Below are 21,624 nucleotides of genomic sequence, written 5' to 3' on the forward strand. Positions count from 1 at the left end.
GGGTGTCATTGCTCGAACTGCACGGTCATGGCTTTGCCGTCATAGCGCACAGTTCTTGAAGCTTGCGCCATGGCGATACCCTTGCCATTGGCCTGGTCGACCAGCACCAGGTTCAGGGTACGGCCCTTCACCATGCCCGGAAAGCTGCCCTTGCGGGCGGCAATGGTCAGGGTCCTCGCCTTGTCGTTCCAGCCAAGCTGGACCCGGGCGGACTGACCCTTTTCGTAGGCATAGGTCTCGTTGTCGTCTTCGTACAAGGTAAAGCTGCCGTCGGCGCCCGGGTAAATGCGGATCTCGTACGGCGCATCGGGCTGCTCGGTAGCGTACTGTACAACCGGACCCATCGGCAGGATGGCCCCGGCGCGTACATAGAGCGGAACGATGTCCAGCGGTACGTCGCGCACCACGGTTTGTCCTCCCTCGTGACGCTGGTTGGTCCAGAAGTCGTACCAGGCAGTTCCCTTTGGCAGGTAGGTACGCAAGCTGACGTCAGTCGCCGGCCTGGTTTCGGCCAGTGCCCGGATAGCACTTGGGGTGCGCCAGGCCAGGCGCAGGCTGCGTTCCGAAGTCGCCTGGAAATACTCGAGCGCCAGCTTGACGCGCTGGCCCTTGCGCAGCGCCTGGCGCGTACTGGCGAGCCGCTTGCCGCCGTTCTCCCATCGCTGCAGCACCACAGCACCGTCGAGGGACAGGCGATAGCCATCGTCGCCCTCCACGCCAATCTCATATTCGCCTTCCTCCGGTGCCTCCAGCGTGCCGTTCCAGCGCGCGGAGAAGTCATTCAGTTGGCTCAATCCGGCCGGGATGGTGGCCAGGGGTGGGGCCGGCCAGGAATGGTCGATGGCCTTGTCGATCACCTTTCCTTTCGGGGTTTCGAAATTGCGCCCTTCGAAGTATTGCCCCTCCAGGCCGGCCTGGCCGTCCGGCGTGCGCAGGTAATCGACCGGAATGGTTGCCGGCGGCGGCGGCTGGATGTGGTACATCGGCCGCGTCACCGGGTGCACCAGAAGCGAAGGCCCGAACATGAAGGCGTCGTTGATGCCGTAGGTCGCTTTATCTTCCGCAAAGTCCATCGGCAAAGCGCGCATCAGCGTGTAGTGCTCACTGGTCACTTTCGCGCTGAGCCCGTAAATATAGGGCAGCAGGCGGTAGCGCAGGTGCACCGTATCGAGCAGGGATTTATAGACTTCCGGATCGAGCGTCCTGAAAATGTAGGGCTCGCGCTCGATGTCTGTTCCATGCACCCGCATGATCGGATTGAAGGCGCCGTACTGGAACCAGCGTGCGAACAGTTCGCGGTAGGCCGGGTCCTTTTCGCCACCAGGATAATCGCGGCTGACGAAAAAGCCGCCGGTGTCCTGGGTCCAGTAAGGGTTGCCTGTGATGGTGACGTTGACACCACCGCTCACCTGCTTGCGCAAGGTGTCCCAGCTCGAGAAGATGTCGCCCGACCACGATGCGGCAGCTGTACGCTGCGCTCCGGCCCAGGCCGACCGGGTCAGCGTGAAGACACGTTTGTCGCTGGTGGCGCGCTGGCCATCGTAGGTGCCCTGGGTCGTCAGCAGCGTATAGGGATTGAGGTAGCGTGCGAAGTCGCCCAGCGCGTTCTTGCCCAGCCCTTTGATGTCGGCTTCGTTCCTGGCTGCGTCCCAGGCCGCGGTACCGACTTCCACCTCGGTGCCATCCATCCACAGCGCATCCACGCCCTTGTCGAACAAGCCGGACTTCGCGTGTTTGAAGTAGATCTGGCGCCCTTGCGGGCTATAGGCATCGTAGACGCGAGCCTTTTGCGAGATCCAGTGTAGCGGCTCGAAGCGCAGGCCATACTGGTCCAGCTCCCTGCCCAGCGCAGTGTCGTTGCCCACCGAGGGCCAGATCGAGACCATCAGCTTCAGCCTGAGCTTGTGCAGGCTGTCCGCCATGCCGGCCGGATCGGGAAAGCGCACCGGATCCCAGATCATGCCGCTCCAGCTGCCATCCTTGTCGCTGCCCCAGTACTGCCAGTCCTGCACGATGTAATCAAGCGGGAAACGCTCCTTGCGGAAGGTTTGCGCCACCTCAACGAGACGGCCCTGGGTGGGGTAGCGCTCCTTGCTCATGAACAGCCCAAAGGCCTGCTTTGGATACATGGGGGCTGCGCCGGTCAGGCGGCGGTACGCGCCCACCACAGCGTCCATTGAACGTCCGCCCATGAAGTAGTAGTCAACACCGCCAGGTGCGCTCTCGGCCCACAGCCTGGCGCCCTGCGCTCCATCCTGGAAACGCATCTTCGAATAGGTATCCCACAGAATGCCGTAGCGCTCGGACGACATCATGACGGGAATGATGATGCCCAGGTTGGTCTGCACCAGCAGCAGGTCCTGCTTGCGCCGGTTGATGGCGTCGCTGTCGGTGTAGCCGAAGCCGAAAATCGCCTCGTCCGGCTTGAGCGTGAAGCGGTTCTCCACTTCATAGGACGGCGCGCCTGAAATCTCGACTGCCTTGACCGACTGAGGCTGGTCGGCCTCGCGTGTGTACAGGCGGCCGGCCCCATCCATGAAACTTAAGCTACCCGTCTTGCGGTCGATGGCGATGCGCAGCCTGGCGCTCCGGATAGTGAGCGTCTCGGCCCCCTCCTCCAGTTCGAACGCCACGCTGGCCGGCTTGCCGAGCACGACGATACTCGGGCTGGTCCAGTGGTTTTCGCCAAGGTTGGCGTTGATGCGCACCGTGTCGGGACCATAGAAGATCACGTTCTTGGTAACGCCGCCGGCGCGGAACTGCACACCGTGCTGCAGGCGTACGTAACCGAAGCCCTTGCGCATTGCCAGGGGCACCGCCAGCAAGTGACCGTTCTTGTCCAGGCCTTTGGAAGAGGCCCCGGCGGCCTTGGCGCACGACGGCTGCGGGCAGGCCTGGACCGGCACAGCCCACAAGGCAGCTGCGGCCAGCGTCGTGGCGAGCACGGTCTTAGGTAAATGTCTCATGAAGCTCAACGATCAGCGAAATACCGCGACAAAGCCGCCGCGCGGCTTGATTGTCACGCGCGCCTTGCCCGATGCCAGATCCTTCTGGCTGAACTCGCGCTGCCCGGCACCATCGGTGATCATGACGCCCTTTCGGCCTCCGATGAAGGACAAGTCCAGCTCAATGGTGCGCTCGCCCTGGTCGGCATTGATACCCGCCACATACCAGCTGCTGCCGGCCTTGCGCGCCACGACGACGTGCGAACCCGGATAGCCCGCGAGGAAGCGGCTGTCGTCCCAGCGGCGCGGCAGCTCGCGCAAGAAACCGCGTACATACTCCGGCACTGTCGCCATCCCTTCCGGAACCTCGGCAAAGTGCTGAATGCCCGACAGGAACAGTACCGACTGCGCCAACTCGAAACCGTTGCGGGTGATGCGCTTGATCTGGCCCATCTCGCCGAACACCATTGGTGTGTAGTCCATCGGGTCGAACAGGTTGCGGATCATGGCAGCATTCACCGCATGGCCTGGCACAACATCGTGGTCCTTCTGGTCGAAGGTTGTAAACTCGAAACCGCGGATGGCTTCGGCCGTCATCAGGTTCGGGTAGGTCCGTTCCAGGCCGCGCGGCAGCGTGGCGCCATGGAAATTCACCAGCAGGCCCGCATCGGCGGCATCGTTCAGGATGTCCACGTAATACTTGATCATCGAAACGCCATCGCCGCCGAAGAAGTCGACCTTGATGCCCTTGAAGCCCATGCTGCGCAGCCGCGCAAATTCCTTCACCCGTGCTTCGTGCGTCAGAAGCTTGTCGCGTGGGGTCTGCGGCGCCGTATTCCAGGCGCCGGCGGAGTTGTACCAGGCAAGCAAGCCCACACCCTTGGCTGCGCCATAGCCGGCCAGTTCGGCCATCTTGTCATAACCGATCTGCTTGTCCCATTCGGCGTCGACCAGCGTATAGTCCCATTTCATGTCGACGGCATAGTCGATGAACTTCTTCTGCACCTCAAAAACGGTGGCGCCGTCCTTGAGCAGAGGCCAGCTCCAGGATGCATGGCCGGGCTGGACCAGCTTGGGATCGAACCTGACGGCCGGCGCAGCCAGGTCGGTGCCCAGGGTGGAGTTCATCACAGTATCGAGCGCGCCCAGTGCGATGACGCGCCATGGGGTGGTCAAGGTGCCTTTGGTTTCGGCCAGCAGTTTGCCGCCGGTGAAGTTCTCCTTTGGCGTCGGCCCGTCGATGCGGTACACGCCACCTGTCGAGCTGGTTGCCAGGCGCGAGGCGTGGAAGCCGCCGTCCATGTTCGCCTCCGTCAGCGCCACCCAGGTGTCGCCGCTGCGAAACAGTGCCGGGAACACCCAGCCGGATTTCAACGGGGCCGCTCGTCCAACCGGTATGTCGACCTGATAGTGCTCTTCATATGAAGGATTGGTCTTTCCCCAGCCGCTTTTGGCTACCGCCATCGGCTGGAGGAAGGCGCGCGTCTTCGCATCGAAGGCGAAACCGGTCGCCTCGCTGATGAAGCGCTTGGTAGGTATAGCGCTATCGGCGACGATATAGCGGAAAGCCACGCCATCGTCGGACACGCGAAACGCCACGTCGATCTTGTTGCCGGCCGAATTGACCAGCGAATAGACCTGCTCATTCGCGCGGTACTGGATCTCTCGGCGCTTGCCGACCGCCATTTCATACTGGTCGGAAACCAACCTGACCGGCGAGCTGTCGACCAGCTTCAGGCCATGCGAGAAGTCGGCGCCGGCCAGCTTCAATCCCAGGGGCGATGGCAGCAGCACTGCCTGGCCGTCGCGCTTGACGCTATATGACAGGGTTTTGTCCGCATTGACGAACACCGATACATCCAGTCGCTTGTTCGGGCTTTCCAGCGCAAGCGCCACACTGCTGGACAAGCCCAAACCCAGTAACACACTTAGTTTCATTTTCATTCTCATCTTCATTGAGCAGTAAACATTCGGTCATTCCCAGCGCAAGTGCACGACCTTGTAGCCGTTGTCCCGGATCGCCGCCAAGAGAGCGGGCAGCGCCTCGGCCGTCGCACCATTCGCATCGTGCATGAGGACGATGCCGCCGCCGGTAGCGTGCAGCCGCTGCACCAGGCGGCCCACCAGCGCACTACTGCGCATGTCGTTCGGGTGATAGTCGTCGATGCCCAGGTCAACCGACGCCACCGTGATCTTTCGCTCCTTGAGCGAAGCCAGGATGGCAGGCGTCTCTTCCAGGAAAGGGAATCTGTATGCCGGCGGGGCATGGCCGAAGACCCCGGCATAGGCCAGTATCCCCCGTTCCAGGTCGGCCAGTTGCGCGGCCTCCGTCATTGACTTCAGCTGGGGATGCGCAAAACTGTGCAAGGCCGGGGTATGGCCGGCTTGCGCCACGCGCTGCCCGAGCTCCGGATACCTGGCGAGGTTGGCGCCTGTCATGAAGAAGGTCGCCTTCGCGCATTGCGCCTCAAGGGCCTGCAGTACGCGATCAAGCGTATCCGGAGCCGGCCCATCGTCAAAGGTCAGGACAACCTCGCCTTTCTTCAAAGGAAGAGGTCCGTGTTGCACCGTCCCGTAGGCCGCGTACTCACGTTTCAGCGTCAATACGCGCGATGTGCCCAGTGCTTCCTGCGGGCACGCGCAGGCGGCGCCACCGGTGGCCGCGGCAAGCGCGAAGAGTGTCCAACGCAATATCGTGGTCCTCATTTCACATCCAGTTCGAATGCGTTGGCAGGCAGGTCGTCAGCGCTGAACAGGTTTACGAATGGCGCGTCGGCCCAGGCATAACGCACCTTGCCGGCGCGCCCTGACGCGGCGCCGTGCAGCCTGATCGTATCGCCGCTGGCTGTCGCGCGGGCATATTTGCAGGCATCCTTGCTGCAAACTTCAAAGCCGATTGCCGTATCCGACGAGTAGGTGCGCAAACCGCCGTTGGTATCGGTAAACCGGATCACGATATCCTTCCCGCTGCGATTTGCCGATACCGGTTGCGGTCCGCCTGGCGTAATCTTTTCGCCGTACGCGACGGCGCGGGCGGCCCGGGCGAGCCGCGCGCCGACGATGGCTTTCTGGGCCGGATGAATATCGGAACGGTCGCCGAAGTCGAAAGTCACCGCCAGTCCCGCGTGGGGATCGTTGCGCACGGCGGTCGACTGTGCCTCGCGCAATTCGGCCCACGCCGAGTAGCCAGGCTTGGTGGCCACCGCCCCGAATGAGGTCAGTTGCGCCACCACGAAAGGCAACTCAGGCTGGTCAAACGTCTTGCGCCAGTCCTCGAAAAGCAGCGGCAGCAAGCTGCGGTATTCCCTGGCGGCGCCGGCGTTTGCCTCGCCCTGGTACCACGCCACCAGTTTGAATTTATACCCTTGCAGCGGCGCGATCATGCCGTTGTATAGCGTGGTCACGCTGGTTGGCGCTTCCCATGGCGTCGGCGGCTGCGCAGCCTTCAGATCAGAGCCGATCTGGTACTTCCAGCGCGACGGCAAGGCGATCCTTGCACCGTCCGCCGTGCGCAGGAATCTCTGGTCGGCCGGGCTCACCAGCCCGCCGCCATTGTCATCGTCCAGAACGCGCACCGCGATGACGTTCCTTCCCGCTTTCAGGACACCTTTCGGCACGGCGTACTCGCGTCCGGCCCACCAATTGGTATTGGCGCCGACGCGCACGCCATTCACCCAGGTGGTGTCGGCGGTGGCGACCTGCCCCAGCAAGAGCTGCGTCGCAGCGCCAGCCTCCTGCCCGCTCAGCTCGACCGTGGTACGGAACCATGCCACGCCGCGATGCTTGCGGACGGCCTCGATGCCGGACTCGCTCCAGCGCCCGCCCAGTTCCATGCTGGGCCAGCTGCTGTCATCGAATTCCGGCCGGGCCCAGGCGCGTTGCGCGCGGGCGGCCGGATCGACACCGGCCCACCAGGAATCCTGCCGCTCTTCCTCGGCGCGCATACCGGCGGCCACATCGCTTCCGTAAGCCCGAACCACGTCGAGTGCCTGGCGGTAGCCGCCAAGCTTGCGCAGGGAGGAAGCGCTGATCCAGCTCTGGATCGAGCTGCCGCCCCAGCTGGCGTTGACGAATCCAACGGGAACCTTGTACTGGCGTTGCAGCGTGCGGGCCATGTAATAGCAGACGGCGGACGCCTGGCCGGTGGTTTGCGCACCCGCAACCTGCCATTTTGGCGCGGCCTTGAAATCGTCATGCAGCACCGGCGAGCTCTCGCGCACGATATTGGTGAAACGGATCTGCGGGTTGGCGGAGTACGCGACATCCATTGGCGCGTTGGTGGCAATGGCCATCGGCAGCTCCATATTCGACTGTCCTCCACACAGGAAGACGTCGCCGACCAGGATGTCATTCAGGGTGGTTGTACTGCCGTTCGCCGTGGCGCTCAAGACGTAGGGGCCTCCCGCCGCCATGGCCGGCAGCTCGGCGCGCCACTTGCCGCTGCTATCGGCTGTGGCGTGTACCGTCTCGCCGCCAAGCGTGACGCGCACTTTGGCGGCCGGTGGCGCTTTGCCCCACGTTGCAATCGGCTGGCCGCGTTGTAGCACAGCATGGTCGCCGAAGATCGCGGCAAATGCCGGGACCTGCGCAGCGGCGGCCAGCGGCACGCCTGCGGCAAATGCAATCGCTCCGGCCGCTCCAAGCAGCGTAAGCTGTCCGAGTTTGTCTGTTGGCGAAATCATTCTTAGGGTCTGCCCACTGGATGGATCAACCTCATTGTGCGAGCGGTGGCAAAGCGATGGCAATTGCGAAAGTTAACAAGCGGCCCAACGATATTTCGCACTTCCGGTCAAAATGGCCTTCAGCGCTTGCCCGGGTAATCGAATGTAATTAACCTGTCTCCGCCAATCGAAGTTCACAGTCTACGGAGACCACCCATGCCCAATCGCCGCACCACGCTCCTTGCGTTTGCCGCCCCATTGCTTACCCTGTGCATGCCGATCCAGGCAGTCCAGGCCGAGGATTCGCCGCTACAGTTGAACACTGTTCCCGGCCCTTTCCGTGCGGACGCCGCCACGCTCAAGAATTACCAGGCGCCCGACTGGTTCCGGGACGCCAAGTTCGGAATCTGGTCGCATTGGGGTCCGCAATCCGTGCCGCGCGCCGGCGACTGGTATGCGCGCAATATGTACATTTACGGAACAGGGCAATACAAGCACCACCTGGAGCACTACGGCCACCCATCGAAATCAGGCTACAAGGACATCATCCCCTTGTGGAAGGCCGAGAAGTTCGATCCCGAAGCGCTGATGTCCCTGTACAAAAAGGCCGGTGCGCGCTACTTCGTCAGCATGGGCGTCCACCACGACAATTTCGACCTGTGGGACTCGCGCCACCATGAGTGGAACGCGGTAAAAACGGGCCCGAAGCGTGACATTGTCGGGGACTGGAGGAAGGCCGCCCTCAAGGCCGGTCTGCGCTTCGGCGTGTCCGAACACCTGGGCGCCAGCTACGGCTGGTTCGCACCCAGCCATGGCTACGACCAGGCCTGGCCCATGTTGGGCGTCGACTATGACGGCGCCGATCCCAAATACGCCTCGCTGTACCATCGCGCCCACAACCAGCCTTACCGCGGCGCCAGCACCTGGTACACCACCGACGCACGCTTCCAACAGGAGTGGTTCAACCGCATCACCGACCTTGTAACCCGCTACCAGCCCGACCTCCTCTATACGGACGGCGGCATTCCTTTCGGTACGGTGGGCCGTACCCTGGTGGCCAACTTCTACAACGCCAGCATCGCCAGCCACGGCGGCAAGCTCGAGGCGGTCTACAACCACAAGGAAATCGGCTCCGGTGAGTTCATCCGCGAAGCGGGCGTGCAGGATGTGGAACGCGGCGTCATGGATCGCATCAATCCCCTGCCGTGGCAAACCGACACTTCCATCGGCGACTGGTTCTACAGCGAAGGCTACAAATACAAGACCACCAGTGAGGTGGTGCACATGCTGGCCGACATCGTCAGCAAGAACGGTAACCTGCTGCTGAACGTGGTGCAGTACCCTGACGGCAGCTTGCCGCCCGAACCGATGCGCTTCCTGCGCGAGATGGCGGAATGGATGGCGGTCAACGGCGAGGCGATATACGGCACCCGTCCCTGGAAGACCTTTGGCGAGGGACCAACCAAGGCAGCGTCCGGCCACTTCAAGGAGGATACCGCCTACACGCCACAGGATATCCGCTTCACCACCAAGGCCGGCGCGGTTTACGCCATCACGCTCGGTTCGCCAGCCACGACTGTGCGCATCGAGTCGCTGGGCCGGAAAGCGGGCCTGGAGCCACGCGCCGTGAAAGCGGTAACCCTGCTTGGCAGCACAACGCCGCTGCGCTGGCAGCAGACCGATGAGGCATTGACGATCCAGGTGCCCGCCAGCTTGCCGTCGCAAATGGCCTCCAGCTTCCGGGTCAGCTTCTAATCCTGTGTAAATCTTTTCAATTTCCTGCACGTTCCAGCTTTTGCAAACACCAATGCGAGAAAAGCGTCCGGCTTCCGCCTAGTCTGGTGGAGCCGGTCCAGCCGGTCCGGCATCCCAACAATCGCGGTTCAGCAATTTTCTTGGAGATAAAGGATGAAGAAGCAAACCCTCGCCCTTGCCTGCCTCGTGGCCGGCCTGGTGGCAGGCTGCGGTGGCGACAGCAGTTCCACCGCCCAGTCGCCTTCCTTCGCCGCCACCGTCACCAGCAGCGGCGCTTCCGGCACGGCAGCAGGCAGCCGCTGGATGAATGTGAAGTACGGTGGCAGCGGTTATGTAACCGGCCTGGTCTACCACCCTGCCAGCCCGAACGTCCTGTACGCGCGCACCGACATGGGCGGCAGCTATCGCTGGGATGCGGCAACGTCCGCATGGATTCCGATTACCGATGGTTTCGGGATCAGGGAAGAGTTCTTCAACGGCGCCGAAAGCATCGCCCTGGACGCGAACGACGACCAGCGCGTTTACCTCGTCACGGGCATGTACAGCTGGGCCGGCAGGAATGGCCGGCTCTACATCTCCACCGACCGCGGCGACAACTGGACGCATGTCGACCTGCCGTTTCGTGCCGGCTCCAACGATCCCGGCCGCGCCATTGGGGAACGCCTGGTGGTCGATCCGAACCAGTCGTCCGTCCTGTATTACGGCTCGCGCACCTCCGGGCTGTGGAAGAGTACCGACTATGGCCAGCACTGGGCGCAGGTGACTTCCCTGTCATCGTTCCAGTACCCCGGCGACCAGATCCCGGCCCTGCCAGGCCGCACTGCGGGCGGCATCGAAGGCATCCTGTTCGACACATCGGATAGCGGCGCCGGTACTGCCACCCAGACCATCTACACCACGGTAGCGCCGGACTATGCCGATGCGGCGGGCCTGGCTTACAACCTGTACAAATCGTCCGACGGCGGTGCCAGCTGGGCGGGCGTCGCCACCCCCGTAAGCGGCTACCACATTCCGCACATGGTCCGCGCCAAGGACGGTATGATCTACATGGTGTTCACCCGCGACATGGGTCCCGGCGCCGGCGGTCCAGCCCGGCTTTACAAATTCGACGGCAGCAACTGGACGCTGTTGAAGGGCTACGACACCGAACAGTGGGTGAATTTCGGTCTCGGTGGCGTGTCTGTGCACGGCTCCGGTCCGACCACCCGCATTGCACTGGGCGTCACAAATTCCTGGGGCAACTGGCAAGGGCAGCCGATCGTTCAGTTGTCCGATGACGCCGGCCTGAGCTGGCGCGAAATCGGCTCGATGACGCCGCACACCCCGTCCGGCGTGGACTTTTCCGGCTGGATCGACGACGTCGAAATCGATCCGCACAATCCCGACCGCATCCTGCACGTGTTCGGCGGCGGCGTCTGGGGCACGACAAACGCGTCCGCCACCGCGCCCAGCTGGAACCTGGACGTGACCGGCCTCGAGGAAACCGCCACGCTTGCCCTGATGACCCCGCCAAAAGGCGCCAGCTACACACTGCTGCGAAGCTCGGGCGATATCGGCATGCACGTGCAGACCGAGCTGCTGAAGACGCCGACACGCGGCCCGCGCGGGTGGTTCGGCAATGGCAACAGCGCCGACCTGGCCTGGTCCAGCCCCTCGTATATTGCGGCGATCGGGACTCCGGTATGGAACACGCCGAACGTCGCCGGCGCTTACTCCAACGACTCTGGAGCGACCTGGACCGCATTCGCGGCCAACCACCCGGACGGTGCAGCCAACACAGGTGGCGAATCCAACATCGCGGTAACGAAGCCAGGCCATATCGTCTGGGCCCCGTCCAATTCCAGACCCGCCTATACCACCGACAACGGTGCGAGCTGGACCTATACCAACCTGCCGGCCCTGAGCGCCGTCGGCATCAATCGCGGCTACCGCGTCGTTGCCGACCGCAAGAATCCGAACAAGGTATATGCCTACAATTCGGGCGGCGCATGGTGGAACCAGTGGTCCGATACCGCGCACTTCTGGACCTCGACCGATGGCGGACGCACCTTTACCGAAAGCGCCACGTTCGCCGCGGCAGGCGCCCGCGTAGCCGACTTTGGCCATTCGTCGCTTGCAGTCAATCCGAATGCGGAAGGCGATATCTGGGTGACCGACGGCTTCAGCATCCTCCACTCCACCGATTCAGGCGTGAACTGGACCAGGCTGACGGTCACGGCGCCGGTCTGGGGCAGCCAGCCGGAATGGATGTACCCCGAAGTCTACGGCGCCACCTCGATTGCGCTGGGCAAGGCGCCCACCGGCGCCGCATATTCGTCCTCCATCTACATCGTGGGCACGATCAACGGCATTTGGGGCGTGCACCGTTCCGACGACGGCGGCGTCAACTGGCGCCGTATCAATGACGACAAACACCAGTACGCCGGTCTCGGCAACCTCGCCGCCGACCAGAGCGTGCCAGGGCGTGTGTTTGCCAGCGCCGCCGGCCGCGGCGTTGTATTCAGCTACTGATGGCATCCGCCACCCATTTCGGAGACACCATGACTCTCAAAACCCTCTTCGCCGCCATCGTTCTTGGCATGTCGGCAGGCAGCGCCAGCGCAACCATCCTCAATTTCGATAGCCTCACTGGCTTCATGTACGGCGACGGCTTTCCGCTGGCTGCGGGCATGCACTATGACGGTCCCAACCTGCGCTATGTGGAAGCAGGCTTCCAGGTAACCCTGCACGCGCCCAACGCAGCCCCCGGCGCGGCAAACATAGGCACCGGGACGTTCGAGCCGCTGACTTACAACTGGCATGACGGCCTGGATAACGGATCGGACACTTTCGTGACGCTGACCCGCGTTGGCGGCGGAGTGTTTAACCTGATCAGCTTCGATTACCTGGTCGAGGCGAGCCAGGTGTGGGCCGACGGCAGCCTGCGCGGCGCCATCCAGGACGCAGGTACCTGGACCACGGCGCTGAACGGCATTACAGAACTCCGACTGAGCTCGGGCGCCTTCAATCAGATCGACAACATCAAGGTAGCAGAGGCCGCAAGCGCCGTGCCGCTGCCAGGTACGCTTGCACTGATCCTGGGCGGCATGGCCGCCGCGGGACTGGTGCGCCGCCGCAGCTGATGCATCGCCTTTGCCGGCGCGCTTCCCTCCGCCGGCAAAGGCGCGCGTCCCCGGCTGCGGGAACTGCCCGCCATAACACGGCCGGACTACGAAACAAGGAAAATCCATGAAAGCAGGAAAATGCATTCTCGGCGGCGCCATGGTGGCCGTCCTGGCAGCGTGCAGCGGCACCGCAAAACAAGCCAGCTCGCTGCAGCAGGCGACCTTCAGCTGGACTTCAAGCGCACCGCTTATTTCACCCCAACCGGATCCGGGCCAGACCATCTATGCGGTAAAAGACCCTTCGATTGTCCATGTGAACAACAGGTACCACGTTTTCATGACGACCGCCGGATCTTCAGGATGGGGGCTCGCGTACACCAGCTTCGAAAAGTGGTCTGAAGCATCGTCCGCGAAAATTGTCCCGCTTGACAAATCCCCAATGGGACCGGGCTATCGCGCAGCGCCGCAAGTATTCTATTTCGCCCCGCAAAAAACATGGTACCTCGTCTACCAGGGCGCCGATCCGCTCTATTCAACGTCAAAGGACATCGGCGATCCGGCATCGTGGAGTGCACCGAAGCCGTTCTTTCCCGCCGTTCCCGACATCGTCAAACCACCGCTGGGCAAGGGCTGGCTCGATTTCTGGGTGATCTGCGATGATCAGAAATGCTATCTGTTCAGTACCGATGACCATGGCCGCCTGCTGCGATCCGAAACCGCTATCGGCCGGTTCCCGCATGGCTTCCATAACACGGTCGCCGTGATGAACGAAAGAAGAGAAGACCTGTTCGAGGCGAGCAATACCTACCGGATTGCCAACACACGGACTTATGTCACCCTTGTGGAGGCAATCTCTCCGGAGGGGCGCTACTTCCGGATCTGGAAAAGCGACGGCCTGGACGGAAAATGGGAGCCATTCTCTGCCGCACCAATGAATGCTTTCGCCAACCACGCCAACGTCGAAAAGATCTGGTCGGAAGGTATTTCCCATGGCGAAATGGTGAGAACAAACGCCGATCAGACCATGACGATCGATCCCTGCCGGCCGCTCGAATACCTGTTCCAGGGCAACGACCCGGCAGTGCGCGTGAACGACTACATCAAGATTCCGTACCGCCTTGGCCTGATCACGGCGAAGGGTGAGAATCCGGTGAGCGCGCTTTGCCGCTAGCCCGCTCCGCATTCAAACGCATGCCGATGGCTTAAATATGCAGCGCATGCCCCAAAGCGCGCAGCGCTGCCTCCCGGATCGCCTCGCCCAGGGTAGGATGGGCGTGGATCGTGCCCGCCACGTCTTCCAGCGTCGCCCCCATCTCGATGGACTGGCCGAACGCGGCGGACAACTCCGACACGGCCTTGCCGACCGCCTGCCAGCCGACGATCAGGTGATTGTCCCTGCGCGCCACCACGCGCACGAAGCCGTCCTTCGATTCGAGCGACATGGCGCGCCCGTTGGCGGCAAACGGGAACATGGCTTCGATGCAGTCGATTCCCTGCGCGCGCGCCGCCTGCGGTGTCGCGCCCACCACCACCACTTCCGGGTCGGTAAAGCATACCGCGGCGATAGCCGCCGGGCTGAAATGGCGCCGCTTGCCGCTGATGATTTCGGCCACCATCTCGCCTTGCGCCATGGCGCGATGGGCCAGCATCGGTTCACCCGTCACGTCGCCGATGGCCCACACGCCGCGCATCGAGGTGTGGCACTGGTCGTCTACCTTGATGAAGTGTCCGTCCATGTCGATGCGCAGCTTTTCCAGGCCAAAGCCGCGCGTGTTCGGGCGGCGCCCCACTGCCACAAGCACCTGGTCCGCCGCCAACGCCGACTCTTCGCCGTCGGCGTTTCGGATGCGCACCGCCGCCCCTGCTTCGTCCAGGCCCAGCACCGAGCAGCCAAGATGGGTTTCGATGTCAAGACCCTTGAGCGCAATAGCGACAGGACGTGTCAGGTCCGCGTCATAGGCCGGAAGCACACGCTCCTGCGCCTCCACCACGTGCACTTGCGCTCCCAGCTTGGCATAGGCGATGCCCAGTTCAAGGCCGATATAGCCTGCGCCCACCACCACCAGTTTGCCGGGAACCGTCTTGGGTGACAGCGCTTCCGTTGCACTGATCACCTTTCCGCCAAAGGGCATGAAGGGCAATTCGGCAGCATGTGAACCGGTGGCCAGCAGCAGGTGTTCGCAGCCGATGCGCTGGGGACTTTCACTATCGCGTATCACTTCCACGGTCTTGCCGTCCACGATATTGGCCCAGCCCTTGACTACACGCACCCCGCTTTTCTTCAGCAGTGCGGCTACGCCGCCGGTCAGGCGCCCGACGATGCCATCTTTCCACAGCACGGTCTGGCCGATGTCGATGCGCGGCGCCTGCACTGAAATACCAAGCGCGGAGCCGCTCGCGAAATGGCTGGCCTTCTCGAACTCCTCAGCCGCATTGATCAGCGCCTTGGAGGGAATGCAGCCGACATTGAGGCAGGTACCGCCCAGTTCAGCGGATTCGACCAGCGTGGTCGGTATGCCAAGCTGGCCGGCGCGGATCGCAGCGATATAGCCGCCAGGGCCGCCGCCGATCACCAGCAGCGTAGTGGTGTGTTGGTTCATCGATTACTCCACAAAGAGCATCGCTGGACATTCCAGCAAGGCGCGGATGGCTTGTACGAACTGGGCTGCATGCATGCCATCGACCACCCGGTGGTCGAACGAGGACGACAGGTTCATCATCTTGCGGATGACCACCGCCCCATCGCGCACCATGGGCCGCTCTACGATCTTGTTGACGCCGATGATGGCCACCTCCGGATGGTTGATCACCGGCGTGGTGACGATGCCGCCCAAAGGGCCAAGGCTGGAGATCGTGATCGTCGACCCGGACAACTCGTCGCGCGTGGCCTTGCCGGTACGCGCAGCGTCTGCCAGGCGCCCGATCTCCGCCGCGCACGTCCACAGGTCGCGCGCCTCGGCATGGCGCATCACCGACACCATCAGCCCGGCGTCGGTCTGGGTGGCGACACCAAGGTGAACGGCGCCGTACTGCGTAACCACGCCGGCATCGTCATCAAAGCGCGCGTTCATTTGCGGGAACTGGCGCAATGCGACAACAAGGGCGCGTGCCAGCAATGGCAGCACGGTCAACTTGCCGCGCTCCTTGCCCCACTGTTCGTTCATCCGCGCGCGCAGATTCTCGAGCTCCGTGACATCGACTTCCTCAACATAGGAAAAATGCGGGATGCGGCGTTTCGACTCCTGCATCTTCTGCGCGATCTTGCGGCGCAATCCGATCAGCGGGATGGCCTGCTCGCTGTGGCTCTCGCGATAGCCGCCCGGAGCTGGGGCCGGCCCGCCTTGCACACCACGCGCCACATAAGAATCAAGATCGGCGTGCTGGATCCGGCCAGCCGGGCCGCTGCCATGCACGAACTGCAGCTCAACACCCATGTCCCAGGCCCGCTTGCGCACGGCAGGCGAAGCGAGCGGGCGTTCGCCAGGTTCGCGCGCCACGCGCGCCGCCGCGGGCGCCTGCGCCGCGGGTACCGGGGCCGTAGGCAGCGCCGCAGGCCTTGCGGCTGCGGACTGCGCAGGTAGCGGCGCAGGCTGCGCCTGCGTCGCAGCTGGAGCCGAAGCCGGCGCCGCTGGCGCCGCCGGAGCGGCAGCCAGTGCGGCGGCACTGGCGCCTGGCGCTTTCAGGTTGCCCGCGCCCTCCACTTCAATATGAATCAGGTCCGCGCCCACCGCCATAACCTGGCCTGCCGCGCCACCGAGCATGGCCACGGTGCCATGCACCGGCGACGGAATCTCAATGGTGGCCTTATCGGTCATGACATCGGCCAGGATCATGTCTTCGGTAACGGCATCGCCCACCTTGACATGCCACATGACCAGTTCGACTTCCGCAATGCCCTCGCCGATGTCAGGCATCTTGATGACGTGAATACCCATCGTTATGCCTCCACCGTACGTTTGAACGCCGCGCCCACGCGCGCCGGCCCCGGGAAATACGCCCATTCCTGCGCGTGCGGATAAGGCGTATCCCAGCCTGTCACGCGTTCGATCGGCGCTTCCAGGTGGTAGAAGCAGTGTTCCTGTACCAGCGACACCAACTCGGCGCCGAAACCGCAGGTGCGCGTGGCCTCGTGCACCACCACGCAGCGGCCGGTTTTCCTGACCGATTCGACGATTGTCTCCAGGTCCAGCGGCCAGAGGCTGCGCAAGTCGATGATCTCGGCGTCGATGCCGGTCTCCCGCGCCGCCGCCTCGCATACCCACACCATGGTGCCGTACGCGAGCACGGTGAGCTGCTTGCCCGGCCGGAAAACAGCCGCCTTGTCGAGCGGCACGGTGTAATAGCCTTCAGGCACCTCGCCCAGCGGATTTTGCGACCAGGGAACCACCGGCTTGTCGTGATGGCCGTCGAACGGCCCGTTGTACAGACGCTTCGGCTCAAGGAAGATCACCGGATCGTCGTTCTCGATCGACGAGATCAGCAGGCCCTTCGCATCGTATGGATTCGACGGCATTACGGTGCGCAGGCCGCAAACGTGGGCAAACACCGCTTCCGGGCTTTGGCTGTGGGTCTGGCCACCGTAAATGCCGCCACCGCAGGGAGTGCGGATGGTAATGGGCGCGGTAAAATCGCCCGCCGAACGAAAGCGCAGGCGCGCCGCCTCGGACACGATCTGGTCATATGCCGGATAGATATAGTCGGCAAACTGGATTTCGATGCATGGGCGCAGTCCGTATGCGCCCATGCCGATTGCCACGCCGACGATACCGCCTTCGGAAATCGGCGTATCGAACACGCGCGACCTGCCGTATTTCTTTTGCAGGCCTTCGGTACAGCGGAACACGCCGCCAAAGTAGCCCACGTCCTGGCCGAAGACCACGACATTTTCATCCTTCTCCATCATCACGTCCATCGCCGAGCGCAGCGCCTGGATCATGGTCATGGAAGCTTTCACTGTGTTTTCCGCCATTTCAGATCCCCAGTTGCTGACGTTGCACGCGCAAGTGTTCCGGCATGTCCTTGTAGATGCCGTCGAACATTTCCGCGGGACTGAACGTATGGCCGCTGGCCATGGTGCCGTACTGTTCGGCCTCCTTCTGTGCGGCCAGCACTTCCGCCTCCAGCAGCTTCTGCGTTTCCTCGTGCTCCTGTTCGGACCACGCCCCGGCTTTGACCAGGTACTGTTTCAGGCGCGCGATCGGATCGCCGAGCGGGAAATGCGACCAGTCGTCGCCGGGGCGGTATTTCGATGGGTCGTCCGATGTCGAATGCGGGCCCGCGCGGTAGGTAACCCATTCGATCAGGCATGGGCCCAGGTTGCGCCGCGCCCGCTCGGCGGCCCAGCATGACGCCGCGTACACTGCCAGGAAATCATTGCCGTCCACGCGCAGCGATGCGATGCCGCAGCCGACGCCGCGCGCGGCAAAGGTGGTGTCCTCGCCGCCGGCAATGGCCTGGAAGGTCGAGATGGCCCACTGGTTGTTGACCACGTTGAGGATGACCGGCGCACGGTACACGTGGGCGAAAGTCAGGGCGGTATCGAAGTCGGCCTCCGCCGTGGCGCCGTCGCCGATCCAGGCGGATGCAATCTTGGTATCGCCCTTGATGGCCGATGCCATGCCCCAGCCGACCGCCTGGATGTATTGCGTCGCCAGGTTGCCGGAGATGGAGAAGAAACCCGCCCTTTTCACCGAGTACATGACCGGCAACTGGCGTCCCTTGAGCGGGTCGCGCTCATTCGACATCAACTGGCAGATCATGTCCACCATCGGATAGTCGCGCACGACCAGGATGCTTTGCTGACGGTAGGTGGGAAAGCACATATCGTCCACATTCAGCGCAAGCGCCTGGGCGGTGCCGATGGCCTCCTCGCCCAGGCTCTGCATATAGAACGACATTTTCTTCTGCCGCTGCGCCATCAGCATGCGGCTATCGAAGATGCGGGTCTTCATCATGGCGCGCAAGCCCTTGCGCACGACTTCAATATCAATTTGCGGGACCCATGGCCCTACTGCGTTGCCCTCGGGATCGAGTACGCTGACCAGGGAGTACGCAAGATCGCGCGTGTCCATGGGGGCCACATCGACCTCGGGCCGGCGCACGGCACCGGCCGGCGACAGGCGGAGATAGGAAAAATCGGTTGCACAGCCTGGACGTCCCGTCGGTTCGGGCACGTGCAGGCGAAGTGGTTCGCCCTTGCTCATTCAGATTCCTTCAATTGCGATGGTGACGCAGGATCAATCACGGCGCGCCTGAAGCGGATAGCCTCAGGCGCGCCGGGACGGTGGAACCGCCCGCTGCGGAGCGCAAGGCGGGCACGAAAAAATATTTCCTCAAAAGCAATGCTAGAGTAGCATGCTTTTCGATGCCCTAGGGTCACAATTAAAGTTTCGTTAATGAAGTGTCGTTAAGAGGCAATGAGCTCAATATCCCCTCTCTCCAACTGGCAGCCAGCCGGCCGCCACGTCGTGCCGGCATCCGGCCGGCATCCAGATCCCACCGTGGCCAGGCTCGACGCGGCAGCGGTTGCGGCGCCCTCCAGCATCGTCACGCTAAGCCCGGAAGCCCTCGCGGCGGCCTCCGTTCCCGTTTCAACCAGCGTCCGCTACCAGGACCTCGGTGCTGACATGCTCAAGCAGCTTGGCGCCGGTTCGCTCCTGCCACTCGACCATGCCAAACTGCCGGACGCGGTCGACAACCTTTTCACACTGGGCATCACGACACGAAGCGGCACCAAGGTTGACCTCACCCTGGCCAATGCCGGTGACGAAATGGTCTTCCAGCTCAGTTCAAGTGCTGAGCTGGCTGACGATGAACGCCAGGCGCTGTCCAGCCTGGCTGTCGGCTTCCAGGCTGCAATCGACGGCATGGCGAAAGCGGATCCGCAAGTGCGGCTAAGCGGCCTGACCCAGTTCGACAGCAAGTTTGTGCAATCGATCGATTTCCATGCCGAAGTCGCTGGTCCCGGGCCCGCGCCGCAGGCTCTGGATTTCCACATTGACGGCTCGATGCGCAACGTGAAGATAGGCGGGCCTGATGGCCAGGCTGAAGTGCAGGTGGACACCAGCACCTTGGAGCACCTTGGCACCAGGAAGCAGCAGGAGAAAGCCATCAACAATTACCTGGCCCAGTTCGACCAGGCGGCTTCACGCGGACACGCCGATAAGAAGCTGATGTCCATGTTTAAGGACGCCTTCTCCGACATGAACCGAACCGCCATCGCCGAAGACCGCGATGACTTCCTCCGTATGCCATCGAAGTGGCAACTGAACGCCGACGACCGATCCACATTGACCGGACTTTCGGACTTCAGTGCTTCGCTCACCCAGACACCAAAGTCGAGTAACCCGCTCAAGGCCTGGGAGCAGGACACCTTCTCCTATGACGTGTCACAGGAAACCAAAGTGGCGGGGACGGCGCCCGACGACCGCAAGATCAGCCAGACCCAGCAGTCACACCTGGGCGCCAGGTACCATACCGACATCGGCAAATCCAGTCCGCCATGGTTCGACGGGACCCTGCAAACCCAGAACTATGAGTACCATGAGATTGACGACAGTGCGCTCAGCAATGTCTCACTCAGCTACAGGGAGGGCAAGCTGAAAAGAGCCAGCCTGGAACAGATGGCCAGCCAGTCAGAGGACATCAAGACAATCATCCTGGGCAAGCTGAGGTCGGAGAAATCCATCCCGAGCCAGCAGTCGCTCGTGCGTGACCTGCTCCCGCCGCTCACCTCATATGAGCACCTCAAAGGCAACGATACGCTTGACGGGAGTATTTACCTGCCTGGCTCACCTGGCGAACTCCTGGCCCGCAAGCAGCAGGCCTGGGGCAGCCCCGCATAGCCCGCACCCGCTGGGCCGGGCGCCAGAATTCAGGAGCGCTCTTGTGGCCGGTAACGGGCCAGGATCGCCTGGATGATGCCACGGGACTTAAGCGCTGCGATCGCCTGGTTCAGCTCCTCGATGCCGACCTCGCCCTGTGCGTGAACTGCGCAATAGGTGTCGAAGTCCGTGATCTTCAGGTTGTGGGACGCCAGGCGTGTGCGTTCCGGATGGACCTTGCGCTGGTAGTCGAAATAGATGCGGTTGGTAAAAATGAAGTCGAATCGGCCAAGCAGCAGCTTTTCCAGGTTCTGGCTATCATTGGCGGCATTGTCGGGCACGATCTTCGGCTGCAGGTGATCCACTTCAGGATACCGGTAGCCCCGGACGGTGCCCACACGCAAGCCGGCGATAGCGTTCAAAGACGAAGGCACGGGTGTTTCGCGCCGCATGGCGACGATCATGCGGTTCGAAATGATCGCTTCCGACCAGAGGAAAGTCTGATTGTCGAGCCACTCGGGCCGCAGGTCGCACAGCAGATCGGCATGCCCCCGCAACAAGGCACCTTCAACCCTGGTGCGGGGCAGGATCAGGTAGCGCGGTTGGCGGTGCAATTGCGCACCTAACGCGTCGCCGAATTCCTTGAGTATCCCTCCCCGCAACTGCTCGCCGCGAATGTCCGTCATCGGCATGCCACTGCCGTTGGAAATGGCCATGACCAGTTCGGACGCATCGACGTTCCTGGAGAGCAGAAGAATTGCGAACAGCAAACAGCGCGTAAAGGAGATCGTGAAACGGTCGCGTTCAGCCAAGGTGCAGTACGTCAATTCAACCATCTAATCGATTCTTGCCCGCTGCAAGGGTTATCTGGATCAAGTATTCTTGATCGGCCTTTCAGGATGATAACCCCAAAGTTCGCCGTTCAGCCGTTCGGAAGCCGCCTGGAGGCCTCCGCTGGAAAGCTGGGCCGGGGAAACGCCATCCACGCGGTGGATGGCGTGTACCTGCGTCACAGCGGTGCGCCGCCGCCGTTCTCTGGACTATCTGTCGCACGGGCGGGCGGATCCGAGGCAACCTGCCTCAGGTCCTGCACCAGCTCGAGGGCTGGACCGCCGCCGTCAATGCCCTCGCGGCTGCCATGGCGTGCCGGAGCCGGCTCGCTGGCCTCGGAAATGGCCTGCAGCAGTTGCTGGGAAGGTGGGCCGGCATCGGTGGCCTCAGCTGCTCCTGTTGCGAATGAAGTGGCGTCGCGGCCACCAGCCTGCACCAGGCTGCCGCGCAAGCCGGCACCGGTCTGTTCATCTGTCTCGATGACGATACGCATGAATCGCTCCTT

15 protein-coding genes are annotated in these 21,624 nt (G+C 62.7%); 5 read left to right on the plus strand and 10 right to left on the minus strand.

Annotation, left to right across the window (positions count from 1 at the left end; all coding sequences use genetic code 11):
- Window positions 1-5: 5 nt before the first annotated feature.
- The 4 genes from ACWBU6_RS17040 to ACWBU6_RS17055 are packed head-to-tail and all read right to left on the minus strand — an operon-like array spanning window position 6 to window position 7,627.
- Window positions 6-2,966: a TIM-barrel domain-containing protein gene (locus ACWBU6_RS17040; RefSeq protein ID WP_452644604.1), complete on the minus strand. Its 2,961-nt coding sequence runs from the start codon at window positions 2,964-2,966 to the stop codon at window positions 6-8.
- Window positions 2,967-2,978: 12 nt separating this feature from the next.
- The gene (locus tag ACWBU6_RS17045) at window positions 2,979-4,883 is read right to left on the minus strand and encodes a glycoside hydrolase family 97 N-terminal domain-containing protein (RefSeq protein WP_452644605.1); all 1,905 of its coding nucleotides are present in this window, start codon (window positions 4,881-4,883) and stop codon (window positions 2,979-2,981) included.
- A gap of 36 nt (window positions 4,884-4,919) precedes the next feature.
- Window positions 4,920-5,651 (minus strand): polysaccharide deacetylase family protein, encoded by a 732-nt coding sequence (locus tag ACWBU6_RS17050; protein WP_452644606.1) that lies wholly within the window; start codon window positions 5,649-5,651, stop codon window positions 4,920-4,922.
- Window positions 5,648-7,627, minus strand: coding sequence for a sialate O-acetylesterase (locus tag ACWBU6_RS17055; protein WP_452644607.1), 1,980 nt, complete (start codon window positions 7,625-7,627; stop codon window positions 5,648-5,650). Before ACWBU6_RS17055 ends, ACWBU6_RS17050 begins: the two co-directional genes overlap by 4 nt.
- Window positions 7,628-7,822: 195 nt before the next feature.
- Between ACWBU6_RS17055 and ACWBU6_RS17060 the strand changes: the two genes are divergently transcribed.
- The 4 genes from ACWBU6_RS17060 (at window position 7,823) to ACWBU6_RS17075 (ending at window position 13,636) form a co-directional block, all read left to right on the plus strand.
- Window positions 7,823-9,361, plus strand: a complete 1,539-nt coding sequence (locus ACWBU6_RS17060; RefSeq protein ID WP_452644608.1) for an alpha-L-fucosidase — start codon at window positions 7,823-7,825, stop codon at window positions 9,359-9,361.
- A 153-nt stretch (window positions 9,362-9,514) separates the two neighbouring features.
- Window positions 9,515-11,872 (plus strand): WD40/YVTN/BNR-like repeat-containing protein, encoded by a 2,358-nt coding sequence (locus tag ACWBU6_RS17065; RefSeq protein WP_452644609.1) that lies wholly within the window; start codon window positions 9,515-9,517, stop codon window positions 11,870-11,872.
- Between the two features lie 29 nt (window positions 11,873-11,901).
- A complete protein-coding gene (locus ACWBU6_RS17070; protein ID WP_452644610.1) occupies window positions 11,902-12,483 on the plus strand; it encodes a hypothetical protein in 582 nt (193 codons plus the stop codon).
- Between the two features lie 106 nt (window positions 12,484-12,589).
- Window positions 12,590-13,636, plus strand: a complete 1,047-nt coding sequence (locus ACWBU6_RS17075; protein ID WP_452644611.1) for a non-reducing end alpha-L-arabinofuranosidase family hydrolase — start codon at window positions 12,590-12,592, stop codon at window positions 13,634-13,636.
- Between the two features lie 31 nt (window positions 13,637-13,667).
- Here ACWBU6_RS17075 and lpdA read toward each other — a convergent pair whose 3' ends face one another.
- The 4 genes from lpdA to ACWBU6_RS17095 are packed head-to-tail and all read right to left on the minus strand — an operon-like array spanning window position 13,668 to window position 18,668.
- Window positions 13,668-15,065 (minus strand): dihydrolipoyl dehydrogenase, encoded by a 1,398-nt coding sequence (gene lpdA, locus ACWBU6_RS17080; RefSeq protein ID WP_452644612.1) that lies wholly within the window; start codon window positions 15,063-15,065, stop codon window positions 13,668-13,670.
- A 3-nt stretch (window positions 15,066-15,068) separates the two neighbouring features.
- Window positions 15,069-16,400, minus strand: coding sequence for a dihydrolipoamide acetyltransferase family protein (locus ACWBU6_RS17085; protein WP_452644613.1), 1,332 nt, complete (start codon window positions 16,398-16,400; stop codon window positions 15,069-15,071).
- A 2-nt stretch (window positions 16,401-16,402) separates the two neighbouring features.
- A complete protein-coding gene (locus tag ACWBU6_RS17090; RefSeq protein ID WP_452644614.1) occupies window positions 16,403-17,434 on the minus strand; it encodes an alpha-ketoacid dehydrogenase subunit beta in 1,032 nt (343 codons plus the stop codon).
- 1 nt (window position 17,435) lies between these two features.
- Window positions 17,436-18,668 (minus strand): thiamine pyrophosphate-dependent enzyme, encoded by a 1,233-nt coding sequence (locus ACWBU6_RS17095; protein ID WP_452644615.1) that lies wholly within the window; start codon window positions 18,666-18,668, stop codon window positions 17,436-17,438.
- Window positions 18,669-18,881: 213 nt separating this feature from the next.
- Between ACWBU6_RS17095 and ACWBU6_RS17100 the strand changes: the two genes are divergently transcribed.
- The gene (locus tag ACWBU6_RS17100) at window positions 18,882-20,309 is read left to right on the plus strand and encodes a hypothetical protein (protein ID WP_452644616.1); all 1,428 of its coding nucleotides are present in this window, start codon (window positions 18,882-18,884) and stop codon (window positions 20,307-20,309) included.
- A gap of 29 nt (window positions 20,310-20,338) precedes the next feature.
- Here ACWBU6_RS17100 and ACWBU6_RS17105 read toward each other — a convergent pair whose 3' ends face one another.
- Complete coding sequence (locus ACWBU6_RS17105; RefSeq protein ID WP_452644617.1) at window positions 20,339-21,124, minus strand: substrate-binding periplasmic protein; 786 nt, start codon at window positions 21,122-21,124, stop codon at window positions 20,339-20,341.
- Window positions 21,125-21,297: 173 nt separating this feature from the next.
- Window positions 21,298-21,612, minus strand: a complete 315-nt coding sequence (locus tag ACWBU6_RS17110; protein ID WP_452644618.1) for a hypothetical protein — start codon at window positions 21,610-21,612, stop codon at window positions 21,298-21,300.
- Window positions 21,613-21,624: the final 12 nt, after the last annotated feature.

This window comes from Pseudoduganella sp. HUAS MS19 (assembly GCF_053615455.1).

Coding starts and splice junctions, on each gene's coding strand:
- ACWBU6_RS17040 (WP_452644604.1), bottom strand. CDS start 2,966: ATGAGACATTTACCTAAGACCGTGCTCGCCACGACGCTGGCCGCAGCT.
- ACWBU6_RS17045 (WP_452644605.1), bottom strand. CDS start 4,883: ATGAAACTAAGTGTGTTACTGGGTTTGGGCTTGTCCAGCAGTGTGGCG.
- ACWBU6_RS17050 (WP_452644606.1), bottom strand. CDS start 5,651: ATGAGGACCACGATATTGCGTTGGACACTCTTCGCGCTTGCCGCGGCC.
- ACWBU6_RS17055 (WP_452644607.1), bottom strand. CDS start 7,627: ATGATTTCGCCAACAGACAAACTCGGACAGCTTACGCTGCTTGGAGCG.
- ACWBU6_RS17060 (WP_452644608.1), top strand. CDS start 7,823: ATGCCCAATCGCCGCACCACGCTCCTTGCGTTTGCCGCCCCATTGCTT.
- ACWBU6_RS17065 (WP_452644609.1), top strand. CDS start 9,515: ATGAAGAAGCAAACCCTCGCCCTTGCCTGCCTCGTGGCCGGCCTGGTG.
- ACWBU6_RS17070 (WP_452644610.1), top strand. CDS start 11,902: ATGACTCTCAAAACCCTCTTCGCCGCCATCGTTCTTGGCATGTCGGCA.
- ACWBU6_RS17075 (WP_452644611.1), top strand. CDS start 12,590: ATGAAAGCAGGAAAATGCATTCTCGGCGGCGCCATGGTGGCCGTCCTG.
- lpdA (WP_452644612.1), bottom strand. CDS start 15,065: ATGAACCAACACACCACTACGCTGCTGGTGATCGGCGGCGGCCCTGGC.
- ACWBU6_RS17085 (WP_452644613.1), bottom strand. CDS start 16,400: ATGGGTATTCACGTCATCAAGATGCCTGACATCGGCGAGGGCATTGCG.
- ACWBU6_RS17090 (WP_452644614.1), bottom strand. CDS start 17,434: ATGGCGGAAAACACAGTGAAAGCTTCCATGACCATGATCCAGGCGCTG.
- ACWBU6_RS17095 (WP_452644615.1), bottom strand. CDS start 18,668: ATGAGCAAGGGCGAACCACTTCGCCTGCACGTGCCCGAACCGACGGGA.
- ACWBU6_RS17100 (WP_452644616.1), top strand. CDS start 18,882: ATGAGCTCAATATCCCCTCTCTCCAACTGGCAGCCAGCCGGCCGCCAC.
- ACWBU6_RS17105 (WP_452644617.1), bottom strand. CDS start 21,124: ATGGTTGAATTGACGTACTGCACCTTGGCTGAACGCGACCGTTTCACG.
- ACWBU6_RS17110 (WP_452644618.1), bottom strand. CDS start 21,612: ATGCGTATCGTCATCGAGACAGATGAACAGACCGGTGCCGGCTTGCGC.